Annotated in this window: 15 protein-coding genes; 8 read left to right on the forward strand and 7 right to left on the reverse strand. The window is 71.7% G+C overall.

The annotated features are described in order from the left end of the window. Positions 1–3: 3 nt before the first annotated feature. On the forward strand, positions 4–1,455 hold the full coding sequence (locus tag DR046_RS12785) for a hybrid sensor histidine kinase/response regulator (RefSeq protein ID WP_115382779.1): 1,452 nt from the start codon (positions 4–6) through the stop codon (positions 1,453–1,455). Positions 1,456–1,609: 154 nt separating this feature from the next. On the opposite strand, the gene DR046_RS12790 is transcribed toward DR046_RS12785, so the two are convergent. Together DR046_RS12790 and gltX are read right to left on the reverse strand one after the other, a co-directional pair. Further along, complete coding sequence (locus tag DR046_RS12790) at positions 1,610–2,839, reverse strand: bifunctional alpha/beta hydrolase/OsmC family protein (RefSeq protein ID WP_115382780.1); 1,230 nt, start codon at positions 2,837–2,839, stop codon at positions 1,610–1,612. 197 nt (positions 2,840–3,036) lie between these two features. After that, on the reverse strand, positions 3,037–4,362 hold the full coding sequence (gene gltX, locus DR046_RS12795; RefSeq protein WP_115382781.1) for a glutamate--tRNA ligase: 1,326 nt from the start codon (positions 4,360–4,362) through the stop codon (positions 3,037–3,039). 137 nt (positions 4,363–4,499) lie between these two features. On the opposite strand from gltX, the gene DR046_RS12800 reads away from it, so the two are divergent. The 7 genes from DR046_RS12800 to DR046_RS12830 all read left to right on the forward strand — a co-directional run bounded on the left by DR046_RS12800 (position 4,500) and on the right by DR046_RS12830 (position 11,290). Further along, complete coding sequence (locus DR046_RS12800) at positions 4,500–5,423, forward strand: MBL fold metallo-hydrolase (protein WP_115382782.1); 924 nt, start codon at positions 4,500–4,502, stop codon at positions 5,421–5,423. 307 nt (positions 5,424–5,730) lie between these two features. Further along, on the forward strand, positions 5,731–6,123 hold the full coding sequence (locus tag DR046_RS12805) for a cytidine deaminase (protein ID WP_115382783.1): 393 nt from the start codon (positions 5,731–5,733) through the stop codon (positions 6,121–6,123). Next, positions 6,120–7,433 carry a thymidine phosphorylase gene (locus DR046_RS12810; protein ID WP_115382784.1) on the forward strand — a complete coding sequence of 438 codons (1,314 nt, stop codon included), beginning with the start codon at positions 6,120–6,122 and terminating at the stop codon, positions 7,431–7,433. Before DR046_RS12805 ends, DR046_RS12810 begins: the two co-directional genes overlap by 4 nt. Beyond that, positions 7,430–8,602 carry a phosphopentomutase gene (locus tag DR046_RS12815; RefSeq protein WP_115382785.1) on the forward strand — a complete coding sequence of 391 codons (1,173 nt, stop codon included), beginning with the start codon at positions 7,430–7,432 and terminating at the stop codon, positions 8,600–8,602. Before DR046_RS12810 ends, DR046_RS12815 begins: the two co-directional genes overlap by 4 nt. After that, positions 8,599–9,564, forward strand: a complete 966-nt coding sequence (locus DR046_RS12820) for an adenosine deaminase (protein WP_245190929.1) — start codon at positions 8,599–8,601, stop codon at positions 9,562–9,564. The genes DR046_RS12815 and DR046_RS12820 overlap by 4 nt, the downstream gene beginning before the upstream one ends. A gap of 131 nt (positions 9,565–9,695) precedes the next feature. Then, a complete protein-coding gene (gene upp / locus DR046_RS12825) occupies positions 9,696–10,325 on the forward strand; it encodes a uracil phosphoribosyltransferase (protein WP_115382787.1) in 630 nt (209 codons plus the stop codon). An 89-nt stretch (positions 10,326–10,414) separates the two neighbouring features. Continuing rightward, positions 10,415–11,290 (forward strand): hypothetical protein, encoded by an 876-nt coding sequence (locus tag DR046_RS12830; protein WP_115382788.1) that lies wholly within the window; start codon positions 10,415–10,417, stop codon positions 11,288–11,290. Here the strand turns inward: DR046_RS12830 and DR046_RS12835 are convergent. From DR046_RS12835 to DR046_RS12855, 5 genes are all read right to left on the reverse strand, one after another. After that, the gene (locus DR046_RS12835) at positions 11,275–11,628 is read right to left on the reverse strand and encodes a TfoX/Sxy family DNA transformation protein (protein ID WP_115382789.1); all 354 of its coding nucleotides are present in this window, start codon (positions 11,626–11,628) and stop codon (positions 11,275–11,277) included. The genes DR046_RS12830 and DR046_RS12835 overlap by 16 nt on opposite strands. Positions 11,629–12,080: 452 nt before the next feature. Next, on the reverse strand, positions 12,081–12,914 hold the full coding sequence (locus tag DR046_RS12840; protein ID WP_115382790.1) for a metal ABC transporter permease: 834 nt from the start codon (positions 12,912–12,914) through the stop codon (positions 12,081–12,083). Beyond that, positions 12,911–13,750 carry a metal ABC transporter permease gene (locus tag DR046_RS12845; protein ID WP_115382791.1) on the reverse strand — a complete coding sequence of 280 codons (840 nt, stop codon included), beginning with the start codon at positions 13,748–13,750 and terminating at the stop codon, positions 12,911–12,913. The genes DR046_RS12840 and DR046_RS12845 overlap by 4 nt, the downstream gene beginning before the upstream one ends. 129 nt (positions 13,751–13,879) lie before the next feature. After that, positions 13,880–14,734 carry a manganese/iron ABC transporter ATP-binding protein gene (locus DR046_RS12850; protein ID WP_115382792.1) on the reverse strand — a complete coding sequence of 285 codons (855 nt, stop codon included), beginning with the start codon at positions 14,732–14,734 and terminating at the stop codon, positions 13,880–13,882. Beyond that, positions 14,731–15,609 (reverse strand): metal ABC transporter substrate-binding protein, encoded by an 879-nt coding sequence (locus DR046_RS12855; RefSeq protein WP_115382793.1) that lies wholly within the window; start codon positions 15,607–15,609, stop codon positions 14,731–14,733. Before DR046_RS12855 ends, DR046_RS12850 begins: the two co-directional genes overlap by 4 nt. Between the last annotated feature and the right edge of the window lie 69 nt (positions 15,610–15,678).

The following is a 15,678-nucleotide window of genomic DNA, read 5'->3' on the forward strand; positions in this document are numbered from 1 at the left end:
GCGATGGCCCGGCCGGACGCCCCTCCGGACCGGCGCGACCTGCTGGCCCATGACATCCGGGCCGCGGTCTCGGACGTCATCGGCGGGCTGCGGCTGATCGACCCCGACGACCTGTCGGAGGTCAATCGCGAGCAGCTCGGCCGCATCCACGTCGCTTCGGAGCTTCTGGCCCGGCTGGTCGAGGAGATGCTGCTCGACGCGCCGGCCGAGCAGGCCGAGGTCGGCGTGCTGAACCTGCGCCGCTTCCTCGACGACGAGCTGCGGCGCTGGCACGGCGCCGGGCGGCCCACCGGCACGCGCGTCATGCTGGACCGCACCCCCGAGGTGCCGGAGGTGGTGCGGCTCGACGGGCTGCACCTGCGCCGCGTGGTGGCCAACCTGATGGGCAACGCCCTGCGCCACGCCCCCGGCGGGCGCGTCGTGCTGGGCGCCGAGGTCCATGCCGACGGAACCCTGTCGCTCTGCGTCAGCGACGACGGTCCGGGCTTCCCCGACGATCTGCTGCCGCTCCTGTTCCGGCCCGCGACGCGCGGGTCGCGATCGGCGCCGGGCACCGGGATGGGGCTGCACATCGCCTCGGCCCATGCCGAAGGGCTGGGCGGCAAGCTCTCGGCCAGCAACCTGCCGTCGGGGGGCGCGCGGGTGACGATGACCGTGCCCGAGCGCGTCTGGAAGCCGCAGCCCGAGGAGGACGGCGCGCCGAACCTGACCGGCTGGCGTGTGCTGGTCGCCGACGACAGCGGCACCAACCAGGCGCTGCTGCGCGCGATGCTGGCGCGGCTGGGCGCGGAATGCGAGGTCGCGGGCGACGGGATCGAGGCGCTGAACTGGCTGTCGCGGGAACGGTTCGACCTGGCGCTGGTCGACCTGGAGATGCCACGGCTGGGCGGGATGGACGTCATCCGCTCCGAAAAGCTGCGCCAGGCGCGCGGGGTGGCGCCGCCGATGGTGATGATCGCGATGACGGCCTACGTCCTCAGCGACAACCGCGAGGCGATCCTGGAGGCGGGGGCAGACGGCATCCTGGGCAAGCCCATCCCCGGGCTGGAGGTCTTCGGCAGGACCCTCAAGGCCTGGCTGGAGGACGCGCCCGACCCGGAGGCGTGGAAGCCCGAACTGGCGCCCCCGTTCAGCGCGGCGCTGCTGGCCGAGTTGATGTCGACCGCCGGGGCGAAGGACGGCGCCGCGCTGATCGCGCGGCTACAGGCCGATCTGGGCGGGGTGGCCCACGCGCTGGGGCAGGCGGCCGGAGAGGACGACCTGCCCGCCATCCGCGCGCAGTCCCATGTCCTGATGTCGCTGGCGGGCACGATCGGCGCCCTGCCGACCGAGGAAGCCGCGCGCCGGGTCAACCGGCTGGCGCATGAGGGCGACGCGGGCGCCGTCCGGATCGCGGCGAGGACCTGCCTCGGCCGGCTGGAGGAGCTGCGAGAGATGCTGGCGGATCTCGACTAGGGCGGCTTTGCTTCGCGGTGTCGGCGCCTCGTGTCCGGCCCGGGTCGAGGCCGGGGAGGGTGCCCTGGGGGCCGACTCCGGGCGGAGGCTGCCCCGCGGACGACCTCTGCGGGTCGAGCTTGCTGCCCGACGCCGGTAGGGCAGTTTCGCCCGCTCAGACCGGCTCCGCCACCGTGTCGACGAGCTCCGTCTCGACCACGGCGCCGGCCTCGAGCGTGCGGTGGACGGGGCAGCGGTCGGCGATCTCCATCAGCCGCGCGCGCTGCGCCGCGTCCAGCGGTCCGGTCAGCGAGATGCGCCGGTGGAAACGGTCGATCCGCTCCGAGGTCGAGGAGGCGTCCTGCGCGTGCATCCGGTCGTGGGTCACGTCGACCGAAACATGGGCGAGCGGCCAGTTCTTGCGCCGCGCATACATCCGCAGCGTCATCGAGGTGCAGGCGCCCAGCGCGGCGGCGAGGAACTGGTAGGGCGTCATCCCCAGGTTGGTGCCGCCATAGGCGGCCGGTTCGTCCGCGACCGCGTGGTGGATGCCGCCCGCGATCACATCCTGCGCGAAGCCCGCCCGGTCGATCTCGGAGACGCGGGTCACGCCTTCCGGCGCGCCGATGGGCGGGGCGGGGCGGGTAATCTCGACATAGCGGGTGACCCAGGCGCCGATCACCTCGGCGGCGTATTCGGCGTCCTCGGGGCGGGTGACGAGGTGGTCGGCGTCGTCGAGCGTGACGAAGCTCTTGGGATGCCTGGCGGCGGCGAAGATCTGGGTGGCGTTGTCGATGCCGACGATCTCGTCGCGCGGGGCGTGCAGGATCAGGAGCGCGCGGTCCAGTCCGGCGATGGCCGGGGCCAGCCGCTGCGCTTCCACGTCCTCGACGAAGGCCTGGCCGATCCGCAGCTTGCGCCCGCCCAGCGTCACCTCGGCCGACCCGTCGCGGGCGATGTGGTCCAGCGCGTCGTCGAAATTGTGCGTGACGTGGCCCGGATCGAACGGCGCGCCGATGGTGACCACTGCCTTCACGCTGTCGATCCCGCCCGCCGCGCGCAGCACGGCGGCGCCGCCCAGCGAATGGCCGATGAGGATCTGCGGTGCGAGGCCCCGGTCGGCCAGCGCACCCGCCGCGGCGGTCAGGTCGGTGACGTTGGAGGTGAAGGAGGTGTTCGCGAACTCGCCCTCGGAGTGGCCGAGCCCGGTGAAGTCGAAGCGCAGCACCGCGATCCCCATCGCGGCCAGCCGCGCGGCGATGCGGCGGGCGGCGGCGATGTCCTTGCCGCAGGTGAAGCAATGCGCCATCAGCGCAACGGCGCCCACCGGCCCGTCCGGCAGGTCGAGACGGGCGGCAAGCTGGCCGCCGTCATGGCCGGTGAAGGTGAAGCGTTCCGTCGGCATGACGCGGGTCCTTTCCGTTCAGGCCCAATCTGCGCATCCCGCCCCGCGGCGGGCAAGGGAGCGGGCGCCTACGTCACGCAGGGGTGAGCATCCGTGCGCAGGCGAGCCGAGGCCCGGCGGCGGCAAGTCCGCATGCGCCGTTCCGGGGGCGAGCCCGAGGGCAACTCCCCAGCCTGCCCGCGCGGGCGCCGGATGCTTCAGAGCTTCGGGCCTGCCCGCAGGAGCGGCATCAGCGAGGCCATGTCGGGCCCCCGGTCCGTCCCCGTCATCGCCCGGCGCAGCGGCTTGAAGAGGGCCGGGCCCTTGCGCCCCGTGGCGTCCTTGACGGCGGCGGTCCAGCTGCCCCAGGTCTCTTCGGTCCAGGGCGGCGGGGGCAGCAGGGCAAGCGCCTCGCGCACGAAGGCGGCGTCCTCTTCGGGGAGGTCGGGCCTCGCGCCCTCGGACATCACGCGCCACCAGCCCGCCATCTCGCCCCGGCTGGAGATGTTGTCGCGCACGACGGTCCAGAACCGCTCCGCTTCTTCATCCGGCACGCCCAGCGCGCGGAGCTCGTCCGCGACCGCCGCGAGCGGCGTCCGCTGGAGCACGTTCGCGGTAAGCGGGCGCAGATCGGCCTCGTTGAACTTGGTCGGCGCCACGCCGAACTGGGGGAGCTCGAACCCTTCGGCGAGCTCCTCGGGGGTGTCGCGCAGGACGATCGGCTCGGTGGAGCCGAGCCGCGCCATCAGCGACAGCAGCGCCATCGGCTCGATCCCCGCCGCGCGCAGGTCGCGCAGGGACAGCGTGCCTAGCCGCTTCGACAGCGCCTCGCCCTGCGGGCCGGTCAGCAGCGAGTGATGGGCGAAGGTCGGGTGGCCGAAACCCAGCGCCGCCATGATCTGGATCTGCGTCGCGGTGTTGGTCACATGGTCCGAGCCGCGTACGACATGGGTCACGCCCATGTCGGTGTCGTCCACGACGCTGGCCAGAGTGTAGAGAACCTGCCCGTCGCCCCGGATCAGCACCGGGTCGGAGACCGAGGCCGCGTCGATGGAAAGCGGCCCGAGGATCGCGTCGGGCCACTCGATCCGCTCCTGATCCAGCTTGAAGCGCCAGTGGCCGCCGCGCTCGGCGCGCAGGCGGTCCTTCTCGGCCTCCGAAAGCTCCAGCGCGGCGCGGTCGTAGACCGGCGGGCGGCCCATGTTGAGCTGCTTCTTGCGCTTCAGGTCCAGCTCGGTCGGGGTCTCGAAGGCCTCGTAGAGCCGGCCCTGCGCGCGCATCTCGTCGGCGGCGGCGGCGTAGCGGTCGAGCCGGTGCGACTGCCGCTCCTCCCGGTCCCAGGTCAGGCCGAGCCATTCGAGATCCTCGCGGATCGCGTCGGCATATTCGTCCTTCGACCGTTCCGGGTCGGTGTCGTCGAGGCGCAGGATGAAGGTGCCCTCCGCCTTCCGGGCGATCATCCAGTTCAGCAGCGCCGTGCGCAGGTTGCCCACATGCAGATAGCCCGTGGGCGAGGGGGCGAAGCGGGTGACGGTGTCGGACATGGCGGGCAGGCTCCTTTGCGCGGGGCATGCCACCCGGGCGCAGGGCTGTCCAGTGGCGCGGCTCGCGGGAACGTGATCCGGGCTCCGGCCCCGGCGCGCTAACTGCCGTCACGTCACAACCGAAGGGAGACCCGACCATGCCCAACCTGACCCGCCGCGCCGCCCTGGCCGCCGGCGCCGCGCTGCCCGCCGCCGCGCTGATCCCGGCGACCGTTGCGCGCGCCGATGCCCATGCCTCCGGGCCCGCGCAGCCGAAAGCGCGGGGCGCCATGCTGGGCGAGATGACCGTTACCGCGCTGCTGGCCGGGACCGCCACGCGCGAGGGCGACCAGCAGGAGACCTTCGGCATGAACGTCTCGCCCGAGACCTTCGCCGAGGTCAGCCGCGCCGCCTTCATCCCGACCGACGCCGCGCAGTTCTTCTTCACGCCCACGGTCGTGCAGGCGGGCGAGAACACGATCCTGTTCGACACCGGCCTGAACGCGGCGGGCATCACCGGCGCGCTGGCGCAGGCCGGGATCGCCCCGGGCGACGTCACCCATGTCGTGCTGACGCATTTCCACGGCGACCATATCGGCGGGCTGATGAACGAGGGGTCTCCGACCTTCGCGAACGCGGCCTACATCGCCCCGCAGGCGGAGTTCGACCACTGGTCGGCCAACCCGAACGACGGCTTCACAAACAACGTGCAGCCGCTGGCCGAGGGGATGAGCTTCGTCTCCGACGGCGACGAGATCGCGCCGGGCATCACCGCGATGGCGATGCACGGGCACACGCCGGGACATACGGGCTTCATGCTGTCCTCGGGCGACAGCGCGCTGCTGATCACCGGCGACATGACCAACCACTATGTCTGGTCGCTGGCCCATCCCGACTGGGAGGTCCGCTTCGACATGGACAAGGAGGCCGCCGCCGCCACCCGCCGCCGCGTGCTGGGCATGGTCGCTGCGGAGCGGATCCCGATGCTGGGTTACCACATGCCCTTCCCGGCGATGGGCTTCGTCGAGGCCAGTGGCGACGGCTTCCGCTGGGTGCCTGAGAGCTATCAGCTGATGCTGTGATTGGGTGAGGCGGGGCAGCGGAGGGCTGCCGCCCCCCGCGCCCCCCGCTCGAAGGGGGCCGCGGGCCCCCTTCGAGATCCCCCCGGAGTATTTTCGGCCACAGGAAGGGGGCCATTGCTGCGCCTTAGGCCGAGGGGCTGGGCCTCTGGCCGTTGGGCAGAGATGGCACGGCTGTAGCGGGTCGGCCCTTGCAGGCGTCGGGGTCAGGCCCGTCGGATCGACCCGCTCCGCCCCCCTTGCGAGGCTGCGCCCTTGCCGGTCCGCGCCCGCGGGACTAGCAGGGGGCGATCCCAGCCCGGAGGCCGCCATGCCCGACATCCTGCGAGACGCCGCCCTCGCCGTGCGCGAGAACGCCCACGCCCCCTATTCCAACTTCAAGGTCGGTGCCGCGCTGCGCACCGCCGAGGGGCAGGTCTTCGTCGGCTGCAACGTCGAGAACGTCGCCTATCCCGAGGGCACCTGCGCCGAGGCCGGCGCCATCGCCGCGATGTGCGCGGCGGGCGCGCGGACCATCGCCGAGGTCTATGTCGTCGCCGGCTCGCCCGATCCGGTCCCGCCTTGCGGCGGCTGCCGCCAGAAGCTCGCCGAGTTCGGCGCGGGAGACGTGCCGGTGACGCTGGCCACGGTGGCGGGCGCCGAGCGCCGGACCACCGTGGCTGAACTGCTGCCCGGCGCCTTCGACGCGGGCTACATGGCGTGAGCGTGCGCGCGACCCTTTCGCGCCTGCGCCGGGGCGAGGCGCCGGGGGCGGAGGCGCTGGCCGCCTTCGCCGAAGGGCTGGCCGAGGGCACGGTATCGGACGCGCAGGCCGGGGCCTTCGCCATGGGTGTCTGCCATACTTCGCTGGGATCCTCGGGCCGGGCGGCGCTGACACGGGCCATGCGCGACGGGGGCGAGGTGCTGCACTGGGACCTGCCGGGGCCCGTGGTCGACAAGCATTCGACCGGGGGCGTGGGCGACTGCGTGTCGCTCGTCCTGGCCCCGGCGCTCGCCGCCTGCGGTGCCTATGTTCCGATGATCTCGGGCCGGGGCTTGGGCCATACCGGCGGCACGCTCGACAAGCTGGCCGCGATCCCGGGCTTTCGCACCGAGATGCAGGCCGACGAGCTGCAATCCATCGTGGGCCGCGTCGGCTGCGCCATCGTCGGGGCCACCGCCGACATCGCGCCCGCCGACCGCCGGCTCTATGCGGTGCGCGACGTGACCGGGACCGTGGAAAGCCTGGACCTGATCGTGGCCTCGATCCTCGCAAAGAAGCTGGCCGAGGGGCCCGAGGCGCTGGTGCTTGACGTCAAGACCGGCTCCGGCGCGTTCATGGCGGACGAGACGGCGGCCCGGGCCCTGGCTGCGGCGCTGGTCGAGACGGGGCAGGCGAACGGGGTCATGACCTCGGCGATCCTGACCGACATGTCCCAGCCGGCCGCGACCAGCGCGGGCAACGCGCTGGAGGTCATCGCCGCGATGGAGGCGTTGACCGAGCCGGACGGGCGCGCCGCGCTCCGCCTCGTGGCACTCACGAAGGCCTTGGGCGGCGAGTTGCTGGCGCTGGGCGGGCTGGCCGTCGATGCTGAGGACGGGGCCGAGCGGATCGGGCGGGCCCTGGGCTCGGGCGCCGCGGCCGAGACCTTCGGGCGCATGGTCCAGGCGCAGGGAGGGCCGGGCGACTTCCCCGACCGCTGGCGCGACCGGCTGCCCGCCGCGCCCGTCGTGGCCGAACTGCGCGCCGACCGCCCCGGCGTCGTGGCCCGGATCGACACCCGTGCGCTGGGCGAGGCGGTGGTCGAGCTGGGCGGTGGCCGCCTGCGCGAGGACGACCGGATCGACCCCACCGTCGGCATCAGCCACCTCGTCTCGCTGGGCATGGTCGTGGGCGAGGGCCAGCCGCTGGCTCGCGTCCACGCCGCTGACGGTCCCTCGGCAGAACGCGCGGCGGCGCAGGTGGCGGGCGCGATCCGCTTCACGCCGGGTCCGGTGACGCCGCCCGCCCTGATCCAGGAGACGCTGCGATGAGCCGGGCCTTCCTGATCGTGATGGATTCCGTCGGCGCGGGTGGCGCGCCGGACGCGGCCGAGTTCGGGGACGAGGGCGCGAACACCCTGGCCCATATCGCCCAGGCGCTGCCGGACCTGCGCGGCAGGCCGCTCGCCATGCCCGTTCTTGACGGGCTGGGGCTGGGCGCGGCGGTGCGACTGGCCTCGGGTGCCGAGACGCCGGGGCTCGGTGCCGAGCCGCAGGGTGCCTGGGGTGCCGCGACAGAGGTGAGCCCAGGCAAGGACACGCCCTCGGGCCATTGGGAGCTTGCCGGTCTGCCGGTGCCCTGGGACTGGACCTATTTCCCCGAGACGGAGCCCTGCTTCCCCCCCGCGCTCGTGGCGCTGGTCGAGAAGCATGCGGGGACCGCCGGCATCCTCGGCAACCGCCACGCCTCCGGCACCAACATCATCGAGGAGGAGGCCGAGGCGCATCTCCGCACCGGCTGGCCGATCTGCTACACCTCGGTCGACAGCGTCTTCCAGATCGCCGCCCATGAGGAGCATTTCGGGCTCGACCGGCTCTACGACCTCTGCGCGGCGCTGGCGCCGACGCTGCACGGGATGCGCGTGGGCCGCGTCATCGCCCGGCCCTTCGTGGGCGAGGGGCCGTGGCGGCGGACCGCGAACCGCAAGGACTATGCGATCATGCCGCCGGCGCCCACGCTCTGCGACGCGGTGCAGGGGGCGGGGAGGACGGTCCATGCCATCGGCAAGATCGGGGACATCTTCTCGATGCGGGGCATCGACACGGTGGTGAAAGGGCCCGACGCGGCGCTGATGCGGCACCTGGCGGATGCGGTGGAGGGGGCGCCCGATGGCTCGCTCACCTTCGCCAACTTCGTCGAGTTCGACAGCCTCTACGGCCACCGCCGCGATGTCATCGGCTATGCCGACCACCTCGAATGGTTCGACGGCTGCCTGCCGCCGATCCTGGCTGACCTGCGCGAGGACGACCTGATGATCTTCACCGCCGATCACGGCAACGACCCGACCTGGCGGGGCACCGACCACACGCGGGAGCGGGTGCCGGTCGTCGCGGCGGGCGCGACGGGCGAATGGGGGCAGATGGCCTTCACCGACGTCGCAGCGACGGTCTGCGCGCATCTGGGCGTCCCCGTCATCGGCCCGGGGAGGAGCATGCTGTGACCGACCTGCCCAGGATAGAACTGCACCTGCATATCGAGGGCGCGGCGCCGCCGGCCTTCATCCGGGGACTGGCCGCCGAGAAGGACGTGACGCTCAGGGGCGTGTTCGACGAGACGGGGGCCTATGCCTTCCGCGATTTCGGCCACTTCCTTCAGGTCTACGAGGCGGCGACCGAGGTGCTGAAGACGCCGGACGACTACCGCCGCCTGACCCGCGCCGTGCTGGAGCAATCCGCCGAGCATGGGGTGGTCTATACCGAAATGTTCCTCAGCCCCGATTTCTGCGGCGGGCGCGACGTCCCGGCCTGGCGCGACTACCTCGCCGCGATTCGGGAGGGGGCCGCCGAAGTGCCCGAGGTCGAGATGCGCGGCGTCGTCACCTGCATCCGCCATTTCGGGCCCGACAAGGCGCGCGAGACGGCCACCTGCGCCGCCGAGACGGCGGGGGAGTTCGTCACCGGCTTCGGCATGGGCGGCAACGAGGCGATCGGCACCCAGGGCGACTTCGCCTGGGCCTTCGACTGCGCCCGCGAGGCGGGGCTGGGCCTGACCACCCATGCCGGGGAGTTCGGCGGCCCCGAAAGCGTCCGGCAGGCGCTGGAGCTGGGCGTCAGCCGGATCGGTCACGGCGTGCGCTGCATAGAGGACGACACGCTGGTCGATCGTCTCGCCGAGGACGGCATCGTGCTGGAGGTCTGCCCGGGCTCGAACGTGGCGCTGGGGCTATACCCCCGCTTCGACCGCCATCCGATCGAGCGGCTGCGCGAACGCGGCGTGAAGGTGACCGTCTCGACCGACGATCCGCCCTTCTTCCACACCGACATGACCCGCGAATACGAGGCCCTGAACCGCGCCTTCGGCTGGGACGAGGCGATCTTCTCCGATATCTACCGCACTGCCGCCGAGGCCGCCTTCTGCGACGCCGCCACCCGCAAGCGTCTGCTGGACCGGCTCGCCCCCTGATCCCTTTCACCCTTCATTAAGGTTAACGCCCCCCTTCCTCTTCCTGTGGCCGCAAATACTCCGGGGGTCCGGGGGCTGGCCCCCGGTCCTGCCGGCGAAGCCGGGCGGGCCGCCTCGAACGGAGCACCAAGATGGACCATCTCACCGTCGTCAAACATCCGCTGATCCAGCACAAGCTGACCATCATGCGCGAGCAGGAGACGCCGACCGCCGTCTTCCGCCAGCTTCTGCGCGAGATCAGCCAGCTGCTCGCCTACGAGATCACGCGCGACCTGCCGATGGCGACGAAGCGCATCGAGACGCCGGTGGCGCCGATGGACGCGCCGACGCTGGCGGGGCGCAAGCTGGCGCTGGTCTCGATCCTGCGCGCCGGAAACGGTTTGCTGGACGGCATTCTGGAGTTGGTCCCCTCGGCGCGGGTGGGCTTCGTCGGGCTCTACCGCGACGAGGTGACGCTGGAGCCGGTGGAATATTACTTCAAGGTGCCGGAGCTTCTGTCCGAGCGGCTGGTGATCGCCGTCGACCCGATGCTGGCGACCGGCAATTCCTCGGCCGCCGCGATCACCAAGCTGAAGGAGGCCGGGGCCACCGATATCCGCTTCCTCTGCCTTCTGGCCGCGCCCGAGGGGATCGCCCGGATGAAGCAGGCGCATCCCGACGTGCCCATCGTGACCGCCGCCGTCGACGAGAAGCTTAACGAAAAAGGCTACATCGTGCCCGGACTTGGCGATGCCGGGGACCGGATGTTCGGAACGAAGTAAACAATCTGTCTCGGAGAGGGGCTCTGGACCCGGCGCCCTGCCCGCGCCACATTCATGCCCGGAACACGCCGCTTCCGGAGGGCTATGCCATGATCCGCGCCACACGCCGCCTGAGCGCCTGTCTCCTCGTCGCGGCGGGGATGCTGGGCGGGCCCGTCTTCGCGCAGGGCGCGGGTCCGGCCGAGATCCCGGCCGAGACCTATCGCGGCGACCAGTATGTCGACAGCACCGGATGCGTCTTCATCCGCGCCGCCATCGGCGGCGCGACCCGCTGGCTGCCGCGGGTGGGCCGCGACCGCCTGCCGGTCTGCGGCGCGCGGCCCAGCGTCGCCGCGCTGACCGCGTCCCCCGCTGGCCTGAGCCATGCGGCAGAACTCCGCCCCGCCGCGACCGAGCGCCCGGAGACGCATCCGGTTGCGGAGATGCCGTCGGCCTGCGGGACCTCGGCGCTTTCGGCGCGCTACGTGCCGGGCTGCGCCTCGGACGGGACGGTGACGCTGACCTCCGCCTCAAACCCGTCGGCGATCCCGGGGTCCGGGCCGGCGACATCCGCAGTGACGCGGCCGCGCCGCGTCGGCGAGCAGACCGTCGTCCGCCTCGTGCCACCCCCGGATGCCGTGCGGATCGGGTCCACGCTCCCCTCGCCGAACCGCTCCGTGGGCGCCGGCGGCACGGCCGAGCCCGCCGCGCGTGGCTGCGCCCCCGATTGCGATGTGCCCCACACCGCCCTTGCCACGCCGTTGCCGGTCGCCGTGATCGAGCGCCCGCGCGCCGTCGTCGTCCCGGCCGCGCGCACGACCTTCGACGTCGGCACGCCCCCGCGCGGCTATCGCCCGGCATTCGAGGACGGGCGCCTGAACCCACTGCGCGGCCCGCGCACGCTGCAGGGCGACTATCAGACCCGGGCGATCTGGACGAATGAGACGCCGCGCCGCCTGCGCGGCGTCATCTACACCTCGCGCTGAGCACGCCCGGGCTCGATCACCCCGATCGCGTCCATCATCGCCTCGAAGGCCGCGTCGTCCGTCCTGGACCGCCCGGCCTTCAGCGCGTCGAAGCGACGGCGCAGTGCCGCCTTCTCCTCGCCCCGGCAGTCGTTCCAGGGGCGGCCCTGAAGCGCCATCTCGATCACGTAGAAGCCTATGAAATGCGGCCGCGTCCCGGCGGCGAGCAGCCTGGCATAGGCCGCATCGGTGCCGAGCGCGCGCAGAGCCTCGGCGGAGGGGATGCCGGCGCGGGTGCATTCCGCCTCGAAGGCGGGGCCGAGACCGGGGAGCGACGAGACGGGAGCGGGGTCGGACATGACCCGATCAGGCCCCGTTCGGGCCGGTCTGTCCAGATCAGATCGACGCCCAGTCGGTGAAGGTCACTGGCTTCGGCTTGGGGCGGCCTGGAATGGGGCGGGCGGGGGGTTTGGGTTTCCGTTTCATGAAGAACAAACGCGAAGCCCGCGGGTCGGGTCCCGACCGCGTGGCGCCAGAGTCAAGGTCCGGGGGTCTGGAAGATGCGGTCCCGTCCAGGGAGGAGGAGGAGGACGGGACCGCGGACTTCCGCGAAGCGCAGGACCTGGGAGGAGGAGTGGCCCGGCGCTTCGATGAGGTTGAGATTAAGCTGCACCGCAGAAAGGTCAATGATGCACGTGCAGAGAAACGCGAATATCTTCGAGAAAGAAAGAAAATGTCCGGTGGGCGGGCCATGCCGAAATCATCGCGATTCGCAAGATGCGGCGAAATCGGGCGCCCGGCCCTCTGCCGGTCATTCGTGTCCCGGTTGCAACGCCCGCCGCGCCGTCCGCCATGCGAGCGCCGCAAGGAACAGGGCCGTCAGCACGACCACGATGCTCGCCCCGGGGGCCGAATCCAGCGCGATGGAGAGGTAGAGACCCGCCACGGCCGAGAGCAGGGCGACACCGAGGCTGGTGAGCAGCATCGCCCCGAAGCGGCGCACGAGCAGGAAGGCGGTGGCCCCCGGTGTCACCAGCAGCGCGATCACGAGGATGATCCCGACCGCGCCCAGCGCCGAGACCACCGCCGCCGAGATCATCGCGAGCAGCCCGTGATGCAGCCACCCAACGGCCAGCCCTGCCGCCCGCGCCTGGGTCGGGTCGAAGGCGTGCAGCAGGAAGTCGCGCCAGCGCAGCGCCATGATGCCCATGACCACGAGGGCGACCGAGGCGGCGGTCCAGAGCTCGAACGGCTCCACCCCCAGCAGATTGCCGAACAGGATGTGGTCGAGATGGATCTCGGGCGCGATCCAGGTGATCGCGACGAGCCCCGTCGCGAACATCCCCGAGAAGACGACCCCCATCAGCGTGTCCCGCTTGACCCGGCTGTGGGTGTCGAGCCAGCCGGTCAGCAGCGCCGATCCCATGCCGGCCACGAAGGCCCCGGCGATCAGCGGCACGCCCAGCAGATAGGCGGCGACCACGCCGGGCAGGACCGCGTGGGAGATGGCGTCTCCGATCAGGCTCCAACCCTTGAGGACGAGGAAGGCCGACAGGAGCCCGCAGGGCGCCGCGACCAGAAGCGCGGCCAGCATCGCGTCCCGGAGGAAGGGCAACTGGAAGGGCAGGGCGAGGATCTCGATCATGCCCGCGCCCTCCGCCGCGCGGCGAGCAGTCCGTGGGTCGGCGCGAAGACGAAGGCCGCCGCGAAGGCCAGCGTCTGGAGCACGACGATGACGCCCCCGGTCGCGCCGTCGATGAAGTAACTCAGATAGGCGCCGACCGCGCAGGAGGCGGTGCCGAGGAGGACCGACAGGGCCAGCAGCCGCCCGAACCGGTCGGTGAGCAGGTAGGCCGTGGCGCCGGGCGTGACGACCATGGCGACGACGAGGAAGGCGCCGACGGTCTGCATCGCCGCCACGGCGCAGGCCGACAGCAGGGTGAAGAGCACGGCCTTCCAGAAGGTCGGGTTGAGGCCGGTGGCGCGGGCATGGGCCTCGTCGAAGAAGACAACCAGCAGGTCGCGCCATTTCAGCGTCAGCACTGCCAGCGTGACGACCGAGATGAGGACGACCTGGACCGTGTCGCCGGGCGTGATGGCGAGGATGTTGCCCAGCACGATGGTCTGAAGATCGACGGACGCCGGGGACAGGGAGGCCATGAACAGGCCGACCCCGAAGAAGCCGGTGAAGATCACGCCGATGACGGTGTCGGTCTTGAGCCCGGTGCGCTCGGTCAGCAGCAGCATCGCCGCGGCGGCCAGCCCGCCCGAGAGGAATGCGCCGAGCGCAAAGGGCAGCCCCAGCATGTAGGCGCCCGCCACGCCGGGGACGACGGAATGGGAAAGGGCGTCGCCGATCAGGCTCCAGCCCTTGAGCATCAGGAAGGCGGAAAGGAAGGCGCAGGTGCCGCCGACCAGGGCCGAGACCCAGATGGCGTTGACCATGTAGCCATAGGCGAAGGGCTCGAGGAGGGCGTTCATCTTCGCGCGGCGTGCCGGTGGCCTGGGGGCAGGGGGGCTCTGCCCCCCGTCGCCTTCGGCGCCTCCCCCCGGAGTATTTTCGGCCACAGGAAGGAGGCGGCCGCGTTAACCTTAATGCGGGGTGAATGGTCAGTCATGGTCGTCGCCGTAGATGACGAAGGGGCGTTCGTCGTCGGTCAGGACGGTGACGCGGCGCTTGTCGGCCTCGTCGTCATGCAGGTCCTCGCCGCCGAGATCGTAGCGGCGCAGGACGCCGCCGAAGGCACGGCGCAGGTTCGCCGGGGTGAAGACCTCGGCGGTGGGGCCGTAGTCGAGCACGGTGCCCTTGATCAGGATCACCCGGTCGCAGAATTGCGGCACGGAGCCGAGGTTGTGGGTCGAGACCAGCATGACCCGGCCCTCGTCGCGCATCTGCTTGAGCAGCGCGACGATCGCGTCCTCGGTCCTGACGTCGACGCCGGTGAAGGGCTCGTCGAGCAGGATCACCCGCGCCTCCTGCGCCAGCGCGCGGGCGAGGAAGACGCGCTTCTTCTGCCCGCCCGACAGCGCGCCGATCTGGCGGTCGGCGAAGTCGGTCATCTGGACGCGGGCCAGCGCGTCGGCGACGGCGGCACGGTCGGCGGCGGAGGGGCGGCGGAGCCAGCCCATATGCCCGTAGCGGCCCATCATCACCACGTCGCGGACGAGCACCGGGAAGGACCAGTCGACCTCTTCGGACTGGGGAACATAGGCGACGAGGTTCTGCTTGAGCGCCTCGGGGATGGAGCGGCCGAGCAGGGCGATCCGTTCGGCCCGGACCGGCAGGAAGCCCATCAGTGCCTTGAAGAGGGTCGACTTGCCTGCCCCGTTCACGCCCACCAGCCCCGCGATGGTGCCGGTGGGCAGGGTGAAGGAGGCGTCGCGCAGCGCGGTCACGCCGCCGGCATAGGTGACCGACAGGCCCTCGGCGGCGATGCCTTCCTCGGGGGCGGAGGCGTCCTTCACTCGCTCAGGCCCTCCAGGATGGTTTCGGAGGTGACGCGCAGGAGGTCGAGATAGGTCGGCACGGGACCGTCCGGGCCCGACAGGCTGTCGACATAGAGGACGCCGCCGTAGTCGATCCCGGTCTCGCGGGCGACCTGCTGCGCCGGATCGGCGGAGACGGTGGATTCGGAGAAGATCGCGGGGATGTCGTGCTCGCGCACCGCGTCGATCACCGCGCGGACCTGCTGCGGCGTGCCCTGCTGGTCGGAGTTCATCGGCCAGAGATAGAGCTCCCGCAGGTCGTAGTCGCGGGCGAGGTAGCTGAAGGCGCCTTCGGAGGTGACGAGCCAGCGGCGCTCCTCCGGCAGGGCGCGGATGGCGTCGCGGAGGGGGGCGAGGGTCGCCTCGATCTCGGTCTTGTAGGCTTCGGCGTTGGCGGCATAGGTCGCGGCGTTCTCCGGGTCGTGCTCGGACAGGGCGGCGGCGATGTTGTCGACGTAGATGCGCGCCGAATCGAGCGCCATCCAGGCATGGGGGTTCGGCTTGCCGTCATAGCTGCCCCCGGTGATCGAGATCGGGTCGATGCCGTCGGTCAGGGTGGCCTGGGGGGTGTCGCCGAGGTTGCGGAAGAACTGCTCGAACCAGAGCTCGAGATTCATGCCGTTCCAGAGGATCAGGTCGGCGTCGCGGGTGGCGATGATGTCGCGCGGGGTCGGCTGGTAGCCGTGGATCTCGGCGCCGGGCTTGGTGATCGAGACGACTTCGGCCGCGTCGCCGGCCACGTTGCGGGCCATGTCGGCGATCACCGTGAAGGTCGTGGCGACCTTGAAATCCTGCGCCCAGGCGGGCGCGGCGAGCGTCAGGGCGGCGAGAAGCGGGGCGATGCGGGCGAACATGGGTCTCCTCTCGGGTGGGCGAGACGGGGTCTCGGGATGGGGCGGCGCGCGGGTCCCGACGCCGCGCCG

Origin of the sequence: Jannaschia formosa, from assembly GCF_003340555.1 — a bacterium.
Classification (GTDB): domain Bacteria; phylum Pseudomonadota; class Alphaproteobacteria; order Rhodobacterales; family Rhodobacteraceae; genus Jannaschia; species Jannaschia formosa.

What these genes read in the sequence shown, in the direction of transcription:
- DR046_RS12815 (WP_115382785.1), top strand. Translation starts at nt 7,430, where the DNA reads ATGAGCCGGGCCTTCCTGATCGTGATGGATTCCGTCGGCGCGGGTGGC.
- DR046_RS12840 (WP_115382790.1), bottom strand. Translation starts at nt 12,914, where the DNA reads ATGATCGAGATCCTCGCCCTGCCCTTCCAGTTGCCCTTCCTCCGGGAC.
- DR046_RS12805 (WP_115382783.1), top strand. Translation starts at nt 5,731, where the DNA reads ATGCCCGACATCCTGCGAGACGCCGCCCTCGCCGTGCGCGAGAACGCC.
- gltX (WP_115382781.1), bottom strand. Translation starts at nt 4,362, where the DNA reads ATGTCCGACACCGTCACCCGCTTCGCCCCCTCGCCCACGGGCTATCTG.
- DR046_RS12855 (WP_115382793.1), bottom strand. Translation starts at nt 15,609, where the DNA reads ATGTTCGCCCGCATCGCCCCGCTTCTCGCCGCCCTGACGCTCGCCGCG.
- DR046_RS12800 (WP_115382782.1), top strand. Translation starts at nt 4,500, where the DNA reads ATGCCCAACCTGACCCGCCGCGCCGCCCTGGCCGCCGGCGCCGCGCTG.
- upp (WP_115382787.1), top strand. Translation starts at nt 9,696, where the DNA reads ATGGACCATCTCACCGTCGTCAAACATCCGCTGATCCAGCACAAGCTG.
- DR046_RS12835 (WP_115382789.1), bottom strand. Translation starts at nt 11,628, where the DNA reads ATGTCCGACCCCGCTCCCGTCTCGTCGCTCCCCGGTCTCGGCCCCGCC.
- DR046_RS12830 (WP_115382788.1), top strand. Translation starts at nt 10,415, where the DNA reads ATGATCCGCGCCACACGCCGCCTGAGCGCCTGTCTCCTCGTCGCGGCG.
- DR046_RS12845 (WP_115382791.1), bottom strand. Translation starts at nt 13,750, where the DNA reads ATGAACGCCCTCCTCGAGCCCTTCGCCTATGGCTACATGGTCAACGCC.
- DR046_RS12785 (WP_115382779.1), top strand. Translation starts at nt 4, where the DNA reads ATGGCCCGGCCGGACGCCCCTCCGGACCGGCGCGACCTGCTGGCCCAT.
- DR046_RS12790 (WP_115382780.1), bottom strand. Translation starts at nt 2,839, where the DNA reads ATGCCGACGGAACGCTTCACCTTCACCGGCCATGACGGCGGCCAGCTT.